Genomic DNA, 16,156 nt, shown 5'->3' with positions numbered 1-16,156 from the left:
CGGGACATTCCTCGCCCGGCCCGACCGCGCGGCGACCGTCCCGCCTGCCCTCGCCGTCGTGACCAACCCGCTTGAGAAGAAACCCGAAGGACAGCACCACATGACTCAGATACTGCACAACGGTCCCACACAGGTCCCATCGCCCTTGTTCACCACCACACTGTCCTTGCCGGGCTGCGACGCCGACGCATGGGTGGTCGTCGACAGCACCGTCAACGGTCTGGCCATGGGCGGCACGCGGATGACCGCCACGGTCGACCAGACGGAACTTGCCGCCCTGGCACGGGCGATGACCCACAAACTTGCCCTGGTCGACCTGCCTATCGGCGGTGCGAAAGCGGGCATCCGCCCTCGTGGCGCGGTCGGCGATCGCGACGCCCTGATGCGCACCTTCGGCCAGGTCTCCCGGCCGCTGATGCATGGCGGCCTGTACCTCGGGTGCGACCAGGGAACGACCCAGGCCGACCGGGACACGTTCTTCGCCGCGGCCGGCTACGACGTCACCGGCGTGCCCGGTGCCACCCGGCTCGACATGGAGTGGCACCAGTTCTACAAGACCATGTCCGACATCACCGGTTTCGGCGTGGCTGCAGCCGCGCTGGGCACGCTTGAGGCCCAAGGGGTCCGCACGCCGCAACGTGTCGTGCTTCAGGGCTTCGGGGCGGTGGGCCGAGCCGCCGCGCTGCACCTGACGGCCGCGGGCCATCAGATCGTCGCGGTCGCCGACGTGCTGGGCACGATCGAGGATCCTGCCGGTCTGCCGGTGGACAAGCTGATCGCGTGCACCGGTATCGACGGCACGATCGACCGCGGGAAGCTGCCGTTCTCGGTCCGCACGCACGCCGGAGACCGCGCGTGGCTGAAGGTGGGGGCGGACCTGTTGGTGCTCGCCGCCAACGCCGATGCGGTGGACGAGTCAGCGGTCTCCTCGGTGCGCGCGGGCATCGTGGTCGAAGGCGGGAACATGAGCTGCAGCAAGCCCGCGCGCCACATGCTGCGCGATGCGGGCCATACCGTGCTCCCGGATGTCGTGGTGAACGTCGGCGGAGCCGCGCTCACGGGTACGGTCATCACCGGCATCGCGCCGTCCGGGCTCACCGCGCCGCGGCTCTCGGCATGGATGCGGGACTGGATCTCCACCAAGATCAAGAAGAACTGTGCGCTCGTCCAGGGGCTGACCGCCTCGGGCAGCCCCGATCCGGTCGCCGAACTCCTGGCCGCCCGGAACATCGCGCTGTGAACGCCACCGACTGGTCGCGCCCAAGGGTGCTCGTCGCGCACCCGAAGATGGCGCCGAAGCTCGTGCCGTATCTCGACGCGGAGGTCTCGGTGCTGTCCGCCGAGTCCATCGCCGACCTGCCCGAGGACTTGCGGGCCGGTGTGGACGCCCTGGTCGGCTACCACTTCCCGCCCGGTGGTCTGGCACGGCTGCCGAATCTGCGGTGGCTCCATCTCACCGGTACGGGCACGGAGCACCTGTCGGCCGCGGGGCTGCCCCCGGGGGTGCTGGTGACGAACTCGGCGCGAGTGCCGGTGGAGTCCGTCGCCGAGTACGCGGTGTCCGCGCTGCTCATGCTGCTCAAGGACTTCACGACGCTGTCGGAACGCCCGCAGCACCGTCCCTGGTATGCGTCGTCGGCATCGATGCTGCACGGTTCCACCGTCCTCGTCGTGGGGGCGGGACGCATTGGGCGAGCCGTCGTACGCAGGCTCGCCGCGCTCGGCGCGCGCTGCATCGCGGTCACACGGACCGGCGCGGTTCGGGTCGCAGGCGCCGACCGGACCGTGGGCGTGGCCGGTCTGGCCGAGGCCGCCGCGCGCGCTGACCACATCGTGTGCTGCCTGCCGGAGGCCCCCGGGACGGCGGACCTTGTGGACAAGGACGTGCTGGCTGTGTTGTCTCCGCACGCGGTGCTGGTCAACGTCGGACGTGCATCCACCGTGGATGACACCGCGTTGTACGAGGCGTTGCGCTCACGCGCTCTGCGCAGCGCCTTCCTCGACGTACACCGCGTCGAACCGCTTCCGTCCGACGATCCCGCGTGGACGGTACCCAACCTCGTCGTCTCCCCGCACTGCGCCTTCGCCTTCCCCGGCGAAGCCGCCGCGGTGGGACAGGCGTTCCTGGACAACCTGTCCGACCTGCGGGCCGGTCGTCTGCCCCGAGACCTCGTCACCGTTCACCACGACAAGGAGGCCTCCTGACCACCGCGTCACTATCCGACCCAGCTGTTGGACCGTATCCTCAGCTCCCCTCTTGTTTACGCAGAAGAGGAACGGGTGGAACCGCTGGCTGCTCCTGGTCATGGGCGTCCGTGGAGGGCTCTGCGGCCCGTCAGGTGGTCAGGGACCATCCCTGCGTTGCGTCGGTGAGGGCTTGCCGTCTGAGGTTGCCGCCGAACAACTGCATCGTGGTGGCGGCCAGGATGTCGTCCCTGCCGATGGTCCGCCTGTCCCCCCTGCGGGCGGACAGGGGCGGGAGGGAATCCTTGAGGAACGGGGGTGGGGCCGGTTCGCCAGACATCACTGGGGTGACCGTACCGAACCGTTTACCCCCGCCCTCGCGGACGACCATGGCCGCGTCCCGGGCGAGGTCCGTCAGGAACACGCTCCCGATTCCGTCCAGGTCACGGACCATCGCCGGGACGGCTGTCGCCCCCTGGCTCCGCAGCAGCTTCTTGACCCCGGCCTCGAACCTGTGGGCGCCGACCACAGCGCTCGGTTTGCGCGACCTGCTGCGCTTACGAGGAGGCACGATGACACCCTCGGCGTCGTACAGGACACCGGTCAGGCCTTGAAACGTCGGGCTGTGGTCGTACCACTTGCCCCCCACCTCCAGCTCGACGTTCCGGTCGATCGCCGAGAGAAGGTCCCCGGGAATCAGCTTCTTCCGGGCCTCCTCCGCCGCCGCTCTCCTCGCGCCGTCGATAATCTCCGTCAGCACTGTCCGCGTCACCGACGCGGCGGCCCACGCGGCCGACCGAGAGACGTGCATCGGGGTCACGTCCCTGAACACCGCTTTGACGAGAGAAGGCTTGAACGGCGAGACGTCCATGACCGAGGGGGTCTCGGGGCTGCTGCGTTCAGGGCGGGCGGACTGTGCGGTCATCGGAAGAAACGTCCCTGCTGTCGGAGTTATCGGCGGCCCAGACTTCACCAGGCAGACCCGCTCTCCTCTCCCATCCTGCGTCGAAGTGACACCCGGTCAAGGTGGGAGCAGGTATGAGACGGAGAAAGATCAGAGGACTGCCAGGGACCATCCCCGCGCGTGCGGGGAGCAGGCCCCCCAGGTCTGCGCCGCGTACACGATGGGACCATCCCCGGCGCGAGATCCGGGCGGTTTCGCCCGGCGCGCCCTGCTCCCGCACGAGGCCGGCGCGCCTGATCGGCGCATACGCGAAAAAGCTCCGCAACCTGTGCGGGTCGCGCGGGGCGGGGCGCCCGGCACCAGCGCCCCGCCCCGTCTCGTCCCGATCGGGTCAGGCTGTGTGCCTGAAGTCGGGCGGTGACAAATAGCAGCCGTCGGCGTGCGTACTGCGGGCGGCTGTCGGCTCAGATCGTCGGTGTGTCGTCGATGGGCTCGTGGTGCGGTTCGACGATGAACTTCCAGCCGGTGCTGGGCTCCATGAACCGCACTCGGGTGGGGTAGATGTCCAGGGCGCGGCGGTCGCGGTTCTGGCCGCTCGTGCTCTTCCGACCGCGGGCCGGCTCTTCGAACAGGTCGACCTTGACGTCCGGCACCGCGACGACTTCCTCGTTCCAGCGCTGGACGATGCCCGCGCCGAACGCTTCCCTCGCGGCGGTGTAGAGCGACTCCAGAGATTCCTTGTTCCCGTTGGGCACGAAGAGCGCGAGGTTCAGGAGGACGCCGGCACTCTGGAGAACCTCGATTTCTTCCCCGACTTCGTCGGCAACCCAGATGCCGCGCTCTTCGGCATTGTCCGGAAGAACATGAATTTCCTTGCCGAAAATTGTCCTTGCGATGAAGGATCCTCCATCGAAATATTTTCCCGGCTTCGTGAGGAAAGCCGGGGCGAAGCAGTCGAGAGAAAGGAGGTCGTCCAGCTCTGCCGAGACAAAAATCTCCTCCTGGAGGCCCAATTCTGAAACCTCCTCGCTCGTAAGACGTCGAGCTGTAACCTTTTCGGTGTTCACGCTATTTCTCCTTCATGGTATGGCCACGGACAGTCCGAAGATCCGCTGGATCCGATGCTCCTGGCTCGGCCACGGCGCCACCAGCAGGCCTGAGTTGGGGCCGGGGCGAGTGGTGCCGGCGGCCGAGCGCGTTGCTCGAGCTCGCCGCTCCGGACAAGATCCCAGACACGGTACCCGGGCGGCAAATCTTCGTGGGAAAAGGCGAAGGCGACAGCATCGCCTCCGGACATCGCGGGCTTACCGACCCGCCCCTCTCTTCTGGACACCCGCCCGCGTAGACCTGTTGAGCTGTATCGGTTGGTCGGTATTGATTTTTCGACGTGGATGTGCCAGCACCTGTGGTTTTGATAACGGCCGGTTGGTGAGCAGTCGGGAGGCAGGGCTGCGGCCTGGCTGAACGCCTCTCGAAGTCGTGACCATATGCAGTCCGTTCTCGGGCTCTGGCTCACCTTCCGTGCGGAGTGACGCTTCAGTCCTCCGGATCGACCCACTTCGAGGCCGGCCCAGCTTCGTCGCTGGAGATGCGGGCGAGGGCTTCGTCAGCGAGCGTCCGAAGGTCGGAAGGGAACCCGGCATAGGCGTTTCCGGGCCGTAGGGCGTGTCGACGACAGGTTGGCCTCCCGGGCATTGCGCCGCGATGAGTGCGGCGGCGGCCACCACCTCGTCCGCTTCCCTGAGATAGCCCGTGGCGCCGACCGTCCGGACGAGGACGCCTCGGATCAGAGCTCCACATGCCTCGGGCCCGGCGTCGTCGAGAGCGTTGGCGAAGTCCGCAGCTGTGTCGAAGCAGAAGAGACCGATGTCCCAGGTGCCCATGCTGATCTCCTTGCGTAAGGTCGTCCGGATCCTCGCATCAGGCACTGACAACGTGACTACGGAGCGAACAGGACTCGTTTGCATACCTGTTCCACCTGTCGGGGTTGCGGGAAGCGGCCGGGATGGGGAAAGCGCCCATGGACGCACGGATGGCCGGCGCGGACTCGACGGCGCGCAATGCCCCGTCCCCGCCGTGCACAGCGTCAGAGTGATGGGGCGGAAGACCAACGAAACCGGCGACGCGCTCCCGTCGGGTCTGCATGGTCTGTGACCTGACGGTGAAGGGGCGGGCGACGTTCACCCCGCGCGGGTATGCGCAGATCTTCAAGGACTTCCACCGGTTCCTGTAGGCCCGCAAGGCAGTCGGGATCGAGGCGAGTTCAGGGTCCGACTCGTCTGCCCAGTCGACGAGTTCAACGCCTGTCGGCATGTCGGCGACGACTCCCCGGCTCTGCTGTCGCCGCTGACACTGGAGCAGGCGACGGAGTTCTTCGACCTCATGCCCGTTCGCGGCTCGGCACCGGCCGGGATTCGCACACCGCCCACCGGCCGCTCCGCATCGGCCAGCTGGCAAGACTTCGCACGATGTTCCTCCCCACTCCGCACCCGAATCCGCCGCCCCCGGTGGGTAATCCAGATCACGCTAGTGCCATGCCCGGCGACGTTCACCGGTTTGCCATGGATGAACGGAAAGCCAGGCAGGGCGGGACCGAGGTCTGGACTACCGCGCTGAGGGAGCGCGCTGTGCGGTGAGCACGGGCTGGTAGTACCCGCTGGAGGCCGGACTGTGCCAGGTGATGTTGGTGAAGCCGGCTTCAGCCACGAACTCTGTCACCTGCGGCGTCGTCAGCGCCCAGGAGGTGCTCCGGCGCACTCGAACATGCCAGGTGTTCTCCGCGGGGATGAGCTGGAAGTGCTCCAGATCGTAGCGTTCGCCGTCTTCGTACCAGTGCCACAGCTGGAAGGTGATCGCTCGGCCGTCGCGTGTTTCCGTGACCTGGGGAGGTGCCGCCGTGGGTCTGGTCTGGCGCGTCTCGTCATAGGCCCGGACAGTGATCACCAACAGTCCGTCGTCTCGGAGTACCCGTCTCATGCCGAGGAGTGCCGCCCGGAGATCTTTCCCGGAGAGCAGATGCGGGAGCGAGTTGTCCGCGCAGAGGACGACGTCGAATGACGCCTCCTTGAAAGGCAGTTGGCGCATGTCGGCCGCAGCGGCCGGAAGCCGGCTGCCCCGCGCCGCCGCCTCGGTGGCGGCGCGCGCGGCGGCGACCGGGCTCAGGTCGCTGCCGATGACCTGGTGCCCGGCCAGGGCCAGGCCGATGGCCTGGGTGCCGATCCCGCACGAGCAGTCCAGGACGCTGTGCGATCCCGCGCCGAGAGATTGGCGGAGGAGCCCGCCCAATACCTCGGCCTGGTAGGCCATGCTCGCGTCCCAGTCCCGGAACATCAAGTGGTAGTCGGGGGCCAAATCGTCGTAGAAATCCCGCACGGAGAGCTCGGACATGTATCCCACCGTAGTGCGTGGCCGCCAGGGAGGACGGGCAGTTCAGCAGCGGCTGCCTGGCTACGGCCGCCCCAGCGGAGGCCCTTCTCGTCGCGGATACGGGCGCGTTCGCGGCGTTGGACGGCTAGCACGTCGGGGTGGCGGGGTTCGCGTTCCGCCGGCGGAGGTAGGCGTGGAGGGCTCGGGTCTGTGCGGTGTGGTTGCGGTGGTCGGAGTTGGCGATGGTGAACTGCCGCAATGGTCCGAAATAGGCCTCGATCGGGTTGGCCCAGGACGCGTACGTCGGGGTAAAGCACAGCTCGCCCCGGTTCTTCTTTGCCCAGCTCCGGATGGTCCCGCCCTTGTGAGCGGAGAGGTCGTCCAGGATGACGTAGATCGGGGCACCGTCCGGGCGGGCCGCGCGGATCGACTTCAGGGCGGCCAGGGTGTTTACAGCGCCCCCCTCCTGCAGTTGACGCCCCACAGGGTGTCGTCGCCGACGGGGTAGCAGCCGTGGAAGTATCGGACGCCGTTGGTGCGGTGGTAGGTCGCGGAATGGCGTTCGGGGTGGCCGGCGCGGGCCCAGCCGGCTCCAGTGGTGGGGCGGATGACGCCGCAGCGGGCGAGCAGGCACCGTAACGCGTCGTGGCCGGTCCGGATCACACGGCGGTGTACGCGGCACGGATAGGCGGCGAGTTTGCGGAGTGACCAGCGGGTAAAAGGCTGCCCGAGCTTGGTCGGGCGGGTGATGGCCGTCTGAACGACGAAGTCCTCGTCGGCAGGACTGAGGTCGGGGACGGCCTTCCCGCCCACTGAGGGTCCAAGCAGACCAGACCAATCTCGTTGAACCAGTGGATTCGGCAGCGCGGACCCTCACGCTTCGCCGCCAGACGGACGAAACTCCGACGGCTGCCGCATCACGACGCGGCTGCCCGCGGGAACCCGATGATGACCGGTCGGGTCCAGTCGGGCGGCGTGTTCTGGCGCGTGGGAGTGAGCTGGCGACAGGTGGCACGCGGACTGAGCTGGTTGTTTGCGCTGCGCAGTGAGCTGAGGTCTGTAGGATGCCGACGCTCGACAGATGCCCGGAAGCGGCCTCGGCGGGCCCGTCACTCACCTGATCCGGATTCAGAGAAGACACCACCCATGAACCACTCGCCCGCTCCCCCTCCCGGCACCCGCTGGTGGCTGAGCACACCGGCCCGCATCGGCTTCGTACTCGCCGTCCCCCTGCTCGGTCTACTCAATCAGTACCTGGGTTTCCTAGCGTTGATCGCGGCGATAGTCCTGGTGTGGAAGAACAGCTCCTGGCAGAAGGGCGCGAAGGTGGCCGCCACCATCGGTGCCATGGCGCTGCTCGGCGGAGTCCTCCCCGACCCGCCAGAGAAGGGGAGCGCCGACGCCGTGGCCCAGGAAGACGGGAAGGGCGCGGCGGCCCGTACCCTGACCTCGCCGTCGCCCTCCGCAGCCCAGGATGACCCGTCACCGGCCCCCAAGCCTCGGCCGAAAGCCGCGGACTACCGGGGCATGCGCCTGGACGAGGCCCGGGACAAGGCCGAGGACGCCGGGTTTGGCGTGGGCGACCACAATGCGTCCGACGACGACAAGAGCATCTGGATGCGGTCCAACTGGACCGTCTGCTTCCAGAAGACCGGCTGGACCTGGGCGGAGACGAAGACGATCGACTTCGGCGCCGTGCAGACCGGCACGCCCTGCCCCGACACGGATGGCGGTGCCATCCCGTGGCCGACGATGCCGGAGCTGACCTGGAAGACCTGGAAGACGGCACGGAAGGAGGTCGTGGCCCTTGACGTCGTACCCGCGGAACACGTGCGAGCTGACACGGCCTACCTCAACGACACGCTGCCCGACGAAGGCAGATACGACAATTGGCGAGTGTGCCTGACCGACCCGGTCGAGGGCGCGGACGTCACCGTCGACACATGGGTCACCCTGGAGTTGACGCACCCGGACAACGGCTGCCCGGACCCCCGCGGAAGCGAGGACGACAAGGCGCACCTATCCGACCGGGACGACGACGGCGACCCCGACTACCGCGACCCGTTCCCAGGTGACCGCAGTCGCAACAGTACGTTCCCGAACGGCTTCCCAGACAGCCCGGACAGCCCCGGAAGCTCGTCCGGCGGAGGCGGCGGGGGTGATGGAGGCGGCTGGAACTGCCCCCGCACCCGTTGGTGCTGACTGTTCTCGGCGAGACGGCGCCGACGGAGCGTGGCAGTCCCAACGGGCCGATCCGGCGAAGTACTGATCAGGACATGCCGCTCGACCAGCTACGCCAGCCGACAGCCTTTCCTGCACCGCGCTTACTGCGATCCCGACATCGATGGCTACGACGAGCGTATGCGCCTCGGACTGGCCATCATGAGTGCAGGGACCGCCGGGTCGCGAAGGTCACGGCGGCCGATCACACCCACACCATGCTCGCGTTGTGCGGCTGATGAACGAACTCGTGCGGGAACGGGGGCTGTCGATCCCAGAGTTGCCGGAGCGGAGCGTCGGCCAAGTCAACCTCACGCCACTATCCAGGGCACAGTCCACTCTTTGCGGTGATCATTTCCCCGCGCTCGTCTACAGCGCATACGCGCTGGCTATCACCTATTGCGTGAACTTAAACGCGACGCGCTGTCCCCACCACAGCGCACGATAGGGGTCTCCATGGCTACTCACCGAGTTCCGCATCTCCTGGCAGGCACTCTCGCTGTCCTGGCGCTGGGCGTGACCGCTCCCGCCGAGTCTCTCGCGCAAGCCGCGGCAGCACCCGCGTGCAAGGGAGCGACCTGTAACGGCAAGAACCCCCACACGACCGGCTGTGACAGGGACGCCGTCACCCCCGGAGGGGCAGTAGCCCGGTCGGACGGCGGCGGGCCAGCCGTTCAAATGCGTTATTCGAAGAAGTGCAACGCCGTGTGGGCGCGCTTCGAAACCGCAGCGATCTCCAACTGGAGGGGCAAGCTGGAAGTCAAAAATAGCAACCCGTACGTGTTCAACGCGTCTCCCAACTACGCTGCCTACACCACAATGGTGAACGCTAGCTTCGCCACCCGCCCCTGCGTGGAGCAATACGATGGCGTCGGCGGCAGTTGGGCGTGCACGAAGAAGTGGTACTGAGTAGGGCTTGGACAGGTCGGTTGGCCCCCTGCTGGCTCAGGGGAGGCCGCCGAGGGGACTGACAGTGATGCTGGCCGAGGGCGTAGGCGACCTCGTACTCGCCGCGTAGGCGACAGCCCATACGGATGCCGTCCTCAGCGTGGCATGGTCTCCTTGCCGGTGCTCACGATGCTGGCGGGCACCTTGCCCGGCACGCAGTCGGCGCCCCCTCGCCGTGCGCGGCAACTTTCTTTGTCAGGCCGCGCACGGCATCCCCGCCGACCAACCCGGCGATCCTCAGCTCCAGTTGAGTCCGAGGGCGGTGAGGGCGGCGAGTTCGGCGGCGGTGAATTTGGCCCGCCCGATCTTGCTGTTCGACAGGAACACCCCCGCGTTTCATCGTTGCCGCATCGCGGTTGCGACGACGTCGCCGCAGAAGGTCTCTCCCGAGCGCCGGAAGGGCAGGTTCGAGGTCGCCATCGCCGAGCGCTGACTCATAGCGCGAGGCTTGGAGCTGGAAGAACAAGTTCGCGGCGTCCTGGTCGAACGGAACGTGGCTGATCTCGTTCATTTATGCGGATATCCGCATAGGTCGACCCATGGCGAGACCGCGACTATGCCGAGGGCTAGATCAAGGGGTGAAGATCACCGCTGGTTGAGGCCTCGGGCTGCTCGGTGGTGTTCGGCATAACCACGGGGGTGGGCGAGGCAGCGAAGCGCTCTGGCAGGTGCCGAGAGGCGCGGTAGGCGAGGCAGGCTTCGAACCAGCTGCCTTGACCGCCATTTGCCACCGATCTTGAGTCTTTTGCTCTGGCGGCCGCGACGTACTGCGCGTATCGGAGGCGTGCATCGGTGAGGCTGTCCGATCCGTTGGGACCGCCCCATACTTCGTCGGCGTTCAAGTCGTCCTGACCGTCGTCCTCCCAGCCGCATTCGTGGCAGATCTCCCACTCGACGCGGGCTTCCAGGGTCGGGAGCTTGCAGCAGGGGCAGGCGTACGGACCCTCGCCCGCCGGGTATGCCTCGCGCAACTCGCTGGGTGTCATCACGCCTTGAGTGTCGCATCCCGACTCCGTCGGTCTGCTCCTGTCTGATCCAAGGTCGCCCCCACTTAACGCCGTTTGTGGTGGAGTGCCGGACCGGGCGGCTGCGCAGACAGGGAAGCAGCCTCGCGGGAGGGAGAGAGCCGGCCGCTGCTGGGCGGCGGCTGTGTCCGCAAACGGCCGGCAGTTGGGCCCTGCCCGGGGCTTGGACCGCCGTGAAAGCTACGAGCCCTCCACCGCCTTCCAGTTGGGCAGGGCATCTCTCCACAGGTGTCCTGGCGGCAAGCCGACGCGCGGGTCGTCCACCCACGCTCTCCAGGCTTGTGGCAGCCGAACTGGGCACTGCGACGTGGGCTGCTGCAGCAGGTCCCACGCGTCGCGGTAGCCCTCCCAGGTCGGCGCGTACACGCGGGCCTGATCGAACCCGGTGTTCCTCTTGCCAGGTGGGACACCCAGCTCGGTCAGCCAGGCCTGATGCTCCATCCACGCCGCAGCCCACACATGGTCGCGCGGGACGACGTACGACGCCGGGGCCCTCCCAGGCGTTGGGTCCAGAGCGACGAACACGAACCATTCGCGGTCGCTCAGGGACGGCAGCTGCGTCTTGGTTCCGCAGCGGATGGCGTCCCGCCGAGTGGTGTAGCCGATCAAGCTGACGGAATCCCCAGGTCGCGGCCCGAATCACCCCCGCCGGAGGCCCTGTTGAGGCTCGCCGGGCCGGGACCAACGATGATCGCACGACGGCTGGCAGCGGCACGTACCGGACGGCTCCAAAGCGGAAGCGACGGACTGTGATCGGCTACACCACGACCGGGGACACGACCCCGCAGCGCCAGTTCGGCCGCGGCATAGGGCTTGCCGTTTTCACCTGTACCTCGATCATGCGGCGGGTGCCGTCGGCGCGGACGGCGAGAATGTCGGTGCGCTCCAGCCCGTCGCGGGTGAGCGCGGCACCCCACCCGGCGCTTGCGAGAACCGAGCAAACCCAGTGCTCGCCGGCGTTCTTGGTCATCTTTGTGTCCACGACAGACAGTGTGCGCGATGGCCACGACGTTCCGCGAGCGACGTGCGCTCGGGGCAGACCAGCCCGGCGGCAGCCGACCGGTCACGTGTCTGCGGGCAGGGCGAACTTCCCGCGGGCGGCGGCCAGCAGCTGCGCGCCCCTGGCCAGGGCCCTCTTTCGCTTCGCACGCCACTGCATCAGCGCCCTGTTCGCCATGCTCCGCGACCGATTCAACAGCGAGGCAAAGAGGCAGTCGCCCACGCTGGGACCCCGCCTTGAGCGGTGGGGGACCGCACGCACCGACCATGAGCCCCCGGTGTCCTTCACACCAACGGCTGAGCGGTGTCTGAGTAACAGTCAAGACCTGTGGATCAAGAAGATTGTGGCCAGGTGACCGGCCCGGTGGTGTCATGGACGTTCACCGCCTCCCCGTCGCGTAGGCGGCGGTGCGACAGCCCGCGCTCGGCGAGATGGACGGCGGCTCGCTCCGCGCCCTCCGTTTCACGGTGTTCGGATCGCCAGTGGGGGACGATCCGGTAGGGCACCAGGCAGAGGCACTCCGGTGCGGTAGTCGGCAGATAGCCTTCGGGTAGGACGGTTGGATCGTCGATGAGGTCGATGCCCTGGAGGTCCGGTCCGGCGACGCAGGCTCCCGCTGAGTAGCCGCCGTAGGTGAACTCGGGTCGATGCAGCTGCTTTTGGAGGGCATCGCGGAATCCTGCCTGGGTCATGGCGCGGGCCAGGACGAACGCGTTGCCGCCCAAAGCCCAGACGAGGTCGAGGCCGTCCAGGCGTTCGGGGAGTTCTTCGGGGGCGGTGAAGTAGTCGCGGAGGTCGAGTTCTTCGCAGGTGTATCCGAAGGTTTCCAGGGTGCGGCTCTCGCGGGCGAAGTCGCGGGCGCGTGAGCGGCCGTATTCGTCGAGCGCGTTCAAGACGATGCCCGCTTGGCCGGTGGCCAGAGTGCCGGGGAGCGCCGACGGTCGGCTGTCGGGGGTCAGAAACCAGGAGCTCAGTAGCAGCCTCATCAGTACCTCTCGGTTAACGGATAGCGCATGGGTGATCATTCAGGCTGCCGTGACTGGGACCTGGCTACTGGGGCTTTCGACGAGGATGCCGCCGTCTGCGTGGCCTCGGCGATGGGGTGCAGGAAGCGCCAGTCTGAAACTCCTCGACGAGGTGCCGGTGAAGAGCGTGGATCTACGAAAGTGGCTCCGTGGCCTGCGAGAGGCTTTCACGTCGCTCCCCGCCACAAGCACGCCATTACGACAGGCACGCCGTCCTCGTCGGTGGACACTCACTCCTCGACGAAGGGCTTGAAAAGCTCCGGGACTTCGTCGATCACTCCCGGCCAGGGCTCGCCGTCATTGCCATACGGGCTCATCGGCGATTCATGGTCGAAGCCACGTATATAAGCCCCGGCAGTCGAGAACAGGATGGAGTACTCGTTTCCCGACCCGTTGCGCATCGAGGCCACCCCTCGCCGTCGGCCCAGTTGGCGTTCATGGAGTACTACCGGTCTTCCAGTCCGGGCTGAGGATCGCATCGAGCGTCGCCAGTGAACGGCACAGGTCCCGCAGGTCGGCGATGGCAGGGAGCCGGCGAGCTACGTCATAGACAGTCACGTGCCCATCCAAGCGGATACCGGTGACAGCCAGGCCGCCGCCAGGAACGTCACGAACCACCACCCCCGGTCCCAATATGCGTGGCCAGGTTCCAAATTCCGTGTCCCGGCTCATCACGAGATCTCCGGCAGAGCCGAATTATGTGATCGTCCACCAACGGGGCCTCCTGGCATCGGCCGTCAGGGGACGTGGTGCCATCCGGGGGCGACGGGTGCGGTGAGCGGGAAGGGAGAAAGGCTCGGGGTCTTGCGAACGAAGGCGGAGCGCAAGGCGTGGTAGGGGGCGCGGGGGTCGAAGAAGGTGGCGTGCATGCGGGCGAGTTCGGCACTTCGGTGGCTTGCGAGGGAGCGTGCGCGTTCCTTCGCGGCGTGGGCGTCGGCCTTGGCGGCGATGCGCCGGTCCAGGTCAGGGTCGGCGGCGATTTCGCGGGCCAGCCGCTCGGTCTCGGCGGCGAAGTCCTGCGGTGCGGTCGGTACAAGCCGGTCCACGAGCCCGATCCGTTCGGCGTGGGCCGCGCTGATCGGCAGGGCCTCGTTTGTAAGTCGCTCTGCCTGTTCGGGGCCGACGCGCCGGGGCAGGGTGTACGTCCAGTACTCGGAGCCGTACAGACCCATGCGCCGGTAGTGCGGGTTGAGGACGGTGCCGGTGCGACACCAGACCTCGTCGGCGGCGAGGGCGAGCATGGCGCCGCCGGCGGCCGCGTTCCCGCCGAGAGCGGCAACGACGAGCCGGTCGGTGGTGAGCAGGATCTCCTCGACGAGGTCGTCCATGGCGTTGAGGTTGGCCCAGGACTCCCGGCCAGGATCGGGGGCTGCTTCGATGACGTTCAGATGGATCCCGTTGGAGAAGAAGTCCCGCGTGCCACCAAGGACGAGGACGCGGGCGGGGCGGGAGAGCCCGAATCGGTAGGCGGCGAGCAGTCGGCGGCACTGCCGGGTGCTCATCGCCCCGCCGGGAAAGGAGAAGCTAAGGAAGCCGACATCGCCGTGCTGGCGGTAACGGATGTCGCTCCAGGTGCGCCGGTTCGCCGGGATATCAAAGGGGAGGCGGGCCTCCGGCAGGGCCGTCCCGTCACGTCCGGTGAGGGAGGCGAGAACGGAGGTGGCCGGACGCCGGAAGGGAGCGGGATCGCCAGAGTTCTTGCGGGGGCGAAGCTCCGGGATCCAGATCGCGCCGTCCTTGGTGGCCCGGCAGACGGCACCGGCGCGTTTGGCGAGGAGTTCGCCGGGGTGACCGCGTAGCAGGTCTTCTGGATAGCCGCCGTGAAGGAACACCTCCCGGCCGAGGAGTTCATCCAGCACGCCCGGCTGCGAATCCGCGGCGCGAAGCTTGTGCAGCACCGTCTCGGTGTCATCACGGTGCCAGTCGATGCGGCGCCGCTCCTGCCGGAAGGCGTCGCGCCAGACAACCGTCACCGACGCGTCTGCCTGCGGCAAGGGCTTGTGTGTGCCTTCCGCGAAGCGTCGTACCGCCGCAAGGACTGCGCTCACCGCAGCGTCGGCGACCTCGCCCCGGTACAGGTCGCTCTTGCCGACGGGCGGCACGAGGAACGGCTCGGCCGCCCAGATCGCGCCCGCGTCCATCGCCGCCTCCGCCTGCAGCACAGTCACACCCCAGTGGAGTGTCCGTGCGTCGATGGCCCAGTCCAGAGCGGACGGTCCCCGGTCGCCGGGCGGGCCCGGGTGCACGATCAAACACGTGTGCTCCCGCCACACGTCCTCGGGCAGCGCCGTCCGGAGCATCGGCGCGACGACCAGGCCGGGTCGCAACTCGCGTACAGCAGCCCGGATCGGGTCAGGGCCATGAGAGGCGAGCACGACCTCCACACGGTGGCCGTGGCCCGACAGTTCGGCGTACAGGCGCTGGGAAAGGCTGTTGAATGCGCTGGCGATGAGCAGGATGTCCACGGCACCGCATTTTCGCGGGTTGTGGAGGGAACGGCGAAGAAGCGCGGCCGCGTTTCGTCCGCCCGGTCAGCTCACCCTGTGCCCTCCGGAACACCCGTGCAGGCCCAACTGCGCAGCTTGCGCATAGACCCGATTGGCCCCCCACAGCAGATCTCGGGCCCAGTGGAGCGGGCCGAGGTCCGGTAGCGAGCGGCACCCCTGCGAGACCTTCCGAAGGCTGCCCGGTCCGCGGCCGCCACTGATCCAAGGCCGCGGCGGCTAGCGCGACGACCGCGCACCGGGGAAGCAGGAGCGCAGGCGGTGGAGGTGAACGCACGCTTCGGTACGCCGGTGCTGTCCCATGGCGGCGGCACCAGCCTGGCTGGTCAGTCGACATACCGCCCCCAGTGTGCCGCGCACGCGGTGTGTACGTCGGCCTCCTGGAGCAGAACCACGTTGTCAGAAATGTGGCGACCGTCGAGGTCTCCAGCATTCCTACCTAGCGCGCAGGCCTCTGTCGGCGAAGGTGATCAGCCACTCGAAGCTCTCGTCGATGTCGGCGCTCCACTGGAAGGCGTTGTCCGCCTGCAATGTGGCGAAGCCGTGGCAGAGGCTGCGGAGCATGCGCAGGGCGTGGTCCACGTCGGACTCTGCGATCTCGTAGCCGCGCAGGACCGCCATGAACGCGTCGAGCAGCCGCTGACCCTCGGTGGCCAGCGGATCGTCCGGTCCGGACGGTTCCACGCCGATCGTCGCGGCGTACCGGCCAGGGTGCTCCAGAACGAAGGCACGGAAGGCGCGTGCCGCAGCCGCCAGGGCGTCGCGGCCCGCGTACCCCTGGACCGCGCCGCCGACAGCGTCGGCAGCCTCGCTCAACGCCAAGGCCGCGATGCGCCGGTTGAGGTCTTCCTGCCCACCCACGTGCTTGTACAGGGACGGAGTCCGCACACCCACCCGCTCGGCCAGCAAACCCATTGTCAGGTTGGCGAAGCCCACCTCGTCGGCGAGGGCGGCACCGACCGCGACCACGGCCGCCGCGT

14 protein-coding genes and 2 pseudogenes are annotated in these 16,156 nt (G+C 67.8%); 4 read left to right on the top strand and 12 right to left on the bottom strand.

From position 1 onward, the window contains the following. Positions 1-193 precede the first annotated feature (193 nt). Together OHB41_RS46565 and OHB41_RS46560 are read left to right on the top strand one after the other, a co-directional pair. A complete protein-coding gene (locus OHB41_RS46565) occupies positions 194-1,240 on the top strand; it encodes a Glu/Leu/Phe/Val dehydrogenase dimerization domain-containing protein (RefSeq protein ID WP_266707891.1) in 1,047 nt (348 codons plus the stop codon). Beyond that, positions 1,237-2,205: an NAD(P)-dependent oxidoreductase gene (locus tag OHB41_RS46560; RefSeq protein ID WP_266707889.1), complete on the top strand. Its 969-nt coding sequence runs from the start codon at positions 1,237-1,239 to the stop codon at positions 2,203-2,205. The genes OHB41_RS46565 and OHB41_RS46560 overlap by 4 nt, the downstream gene beginning before the upstream one ends. A gap of 130 nt (positions 2,206-2,335) precedes the next feature. Here OHB41_RS46560 and OHB41_RS46555 read toward each other — a convergent pair whose 3' ends face one another. From OHB41_RS46555 to OHB41_RS46535, 5 genes and pseudogenes are all read right to left on the bottom strand, one after another. Further along, a complete protein-coding gene (locus OHB41_RS46555) occupies positions 2,336-3,109 on the bottom strand; it encodes a hypothetical protein (protein WP_266707887.1) in 774 nt (257 codons plus the stop codon). A 443-nt stretch (positions 3,110-3,552) separates the two neighbouring features. After that, the gene (locus OHB41_RS46550; protein WP_266707885.1) at positions 3,553-4,155 is read right to left on the bottom strand and encodes a hypothetical protein; all 603 of its coding nucleotides are present in this window, start codon (positions 4,153-4,155) and stop codon (positions 3,553-3,555) included. A 237-nt stretch (positions 4,156-4,392) separates the two neighbouring features. Further along, positions 4,393-4,971: a DUF4259 domain-containing protein gene (locus tag OHB41_RS52175; protein ID WP_323138568.1), complete on the bottom strand. Its 579-nt coding sequence runs from the start codon at positions 4,969-4,971 to the stop codon at positions 4,393-4,395. A gap of 721 nt (positions 4,972-5,692) precedes the next feature. Further along, complete coding sequence (locus tag OHB41_RS46540) at positions 5,693-6,475, bottom strand: class I SAM-dependent methyltransferase (RefSeq protein ID WP_266707883.1); 783 nt, start codon at positions 6,473-6,475, stop codon at positions 5,693-5,695. Continuing rightward, positions 6,418-7,311: pseudogene (locus OHB41_RS46535) on the bottom strand (transposase); the annotation flags it as partial. The gene OHB41_RS46540 and the pseudogene OHB41_RS46535, both read right to left, overlap by 58 nt. 289 nt (positions 7,312-7,600) lie before the next feature. Between OHB41_RS46535 and OHB41_RS46530 the strand changes: the two are divergent. Together OHB41_RS46530 and OHB41_RS46525 are read left to right on the top strand one after the other, a co-directional pair. Then, positions 7,601-8,656: a PASTA domain-containing protein gene (locus tag OHB41_RS46530; RefSeq protein ID WP_266707881.1), complete on the top strand. Its 1,056-nt coding sequence runs from the start codon at positions 7,601-7,603 to the stop codon at positions 8,654-8,656. Positions 8,657-9,190: 534 nt separating this feature from the next. Next, entirely contained in the window at positions 9,191-9,583 is a 393-nt protein-coding gene (locus OHB41_RS46525) for a DUF2690 domain-containing protein (protein WP_266707879.1), read from the top strand. A 605-nt stretch (positions 9,584-10,188) separates the two neighbouring features. Here OHB41_RS46525 and OHB41_RS46515 read toward each other — a convergent pair. The 7 genes and pseudogenes from OHB41_RS46515 to OHB41_RS46485 form a co-directional block, all read right to left on the bottom strand. Further along, entirely contained in the window at positions 10,189-10,608 is a 420-nt protein-coding gene (locus OHB41_RS46515) for a CPCC family cysteine-rich protein (RefSeq protein ID WP_266708379.1), read from the bottom strand. A 219-nt stretch (positions 10,609-10,827) separates the two neighbouring features. Continuing rightward, positions 10,828-11,256 (bottom strand): hypothetical protein, encoded by a 429-nt coding sequence (locus tag OHB41_RS46510; protein ID WP_266707877.1) that lies wholly within the window; start codon positions 11,254-11,256, stop codon positions 10,828-10,830. Positions 11,257-11,404: 148 nt separating this feature from the next. Continuing rightward, the gene (locus OHB41_RS46505; protein ID WP_266707875.1) at positions 11,405-11,617 is read right to left on the bottom strand and encodes a hypothetical protein; all 213 of its coding nucleotides are present in this window, start codon (positions 11,615-11,617) and stop codon (positions 11,405-11,407) included. A 362-nt stretch (positions 11,618-11,979) separates the two neighbouring features. Continuing rightward, positions 11,980-12,633, bottom strand: coding sequence for a Type 1 glutamine amidotransferase-like domain-containing protein (locus OHB41_RS46500; RefSeq protein ID WP_266707873.1), 654 nt, complete (start codon positions 12,631-12,633; stop codon positions 11,980-11,982). Between the two features lie 272 nt (positions 12,634-12,905). Continuing rightward, a pseudogene (locus OHB41_RS46495) lies at positions 12,906-13,230 on the bottom strand (hypothetical protein); the annotation flags it as partial. A gap of 179 nt (positions 13,231-13,409) precedes the next feature. Then, complete coding sequence (locus OHB41_RS46490) at positions 13,410-15,137, bottom strand: enoyl-CoA hydratase-related protein (RefSeq protein ID WP_266707871.1); 1,728 nt, start codon at positions 15,135-15,137, stop codon at positions 13,410-13,412. A 474-nt stretch (positions 15,138-15,611) separates the two neighbouring features. Further along, complete coding sequence (locus tag OHB41_RS46485; RefSeq protein WP_266708377.1) at positions 15,612-16,145, bottom strand: TetR/AcrR family transcriptional regulator; 534 nt, start codon at positions 16,143-16,145, stop codon at positions 15,612-15,614. Positions 16,146-16,156 lie beyond the last annotated feature (11 nt).

Source organism: Streptomyces sp. NBC_01571, assembly GCF_026339875.1.
In the GTDB taxonomy this organism is placed as follows: domain Bacteria; phylum Actinomycetota; class Actinomycetes; order Streptomycetales; family Streptomycetaceae; genus Streptomyces.
This window is presented reverse-complemented; position numbering and strand designations above follow the sequence as displayed.

What these genes read in the sequence shown, in the direction of transcription:
- OHB41_RS46500 (WP_266707873.1), bottom strand. Translation starts at nt 12,633, where the DNA reads ATGAGGCTGCTACTGAGCTCCTGGTTTCTGACCCCCGACAGCCGACCG.
- OHB41_RS46540 (WP_266707883.1), bottom strand. Translation starts at nt 6,475, where the DNA reads ATGTCCGAGCTCTCCGTGCGGGATTTCTACGACGATTTGGCCCCCGAC.
- OHB41_RS46530 (WP_266707881.1), top strand. Translation starts at nt 7,601, where the DNA reads ATGAACCACTCGCCCGCTCCCCCTCCCGGCACCCGCTGGTGGCTGAGC.
- OHB41_RS46505 (WP_266707875.1), bottom strand. Translation starts at nt 11,617, where the DNA reads ATGACCAAGAACGCCGGCGAGCACTGGGTTTGCTCGGTTCTCGCAAGC.
- OHB41_RS46515 (WP_266708379.1), bottom strand. Translation starts at nt 10,608, where the DNA reads ATGACACCCAGCGAGTTGCGCGAGGCATACCCGGCGGGCGAGGGTCCG.
- OHB41_RS46555 (WP_266707887.1), bottom strand. Translation starts at nt 3,109, where the DNA reads ATGACCGCACAGTCCGCCCGCCCTGAACGCAGCAGCCCCGAGACCCCC.
- OHB41_RS52175 (WP_323138568.1), bottom strand. Translation starts at nt 4,971, where the DNA reads ATGGGCACCTGGGACATCGGTCTCTTCTGCTTCGACACAGCTGCGGAC.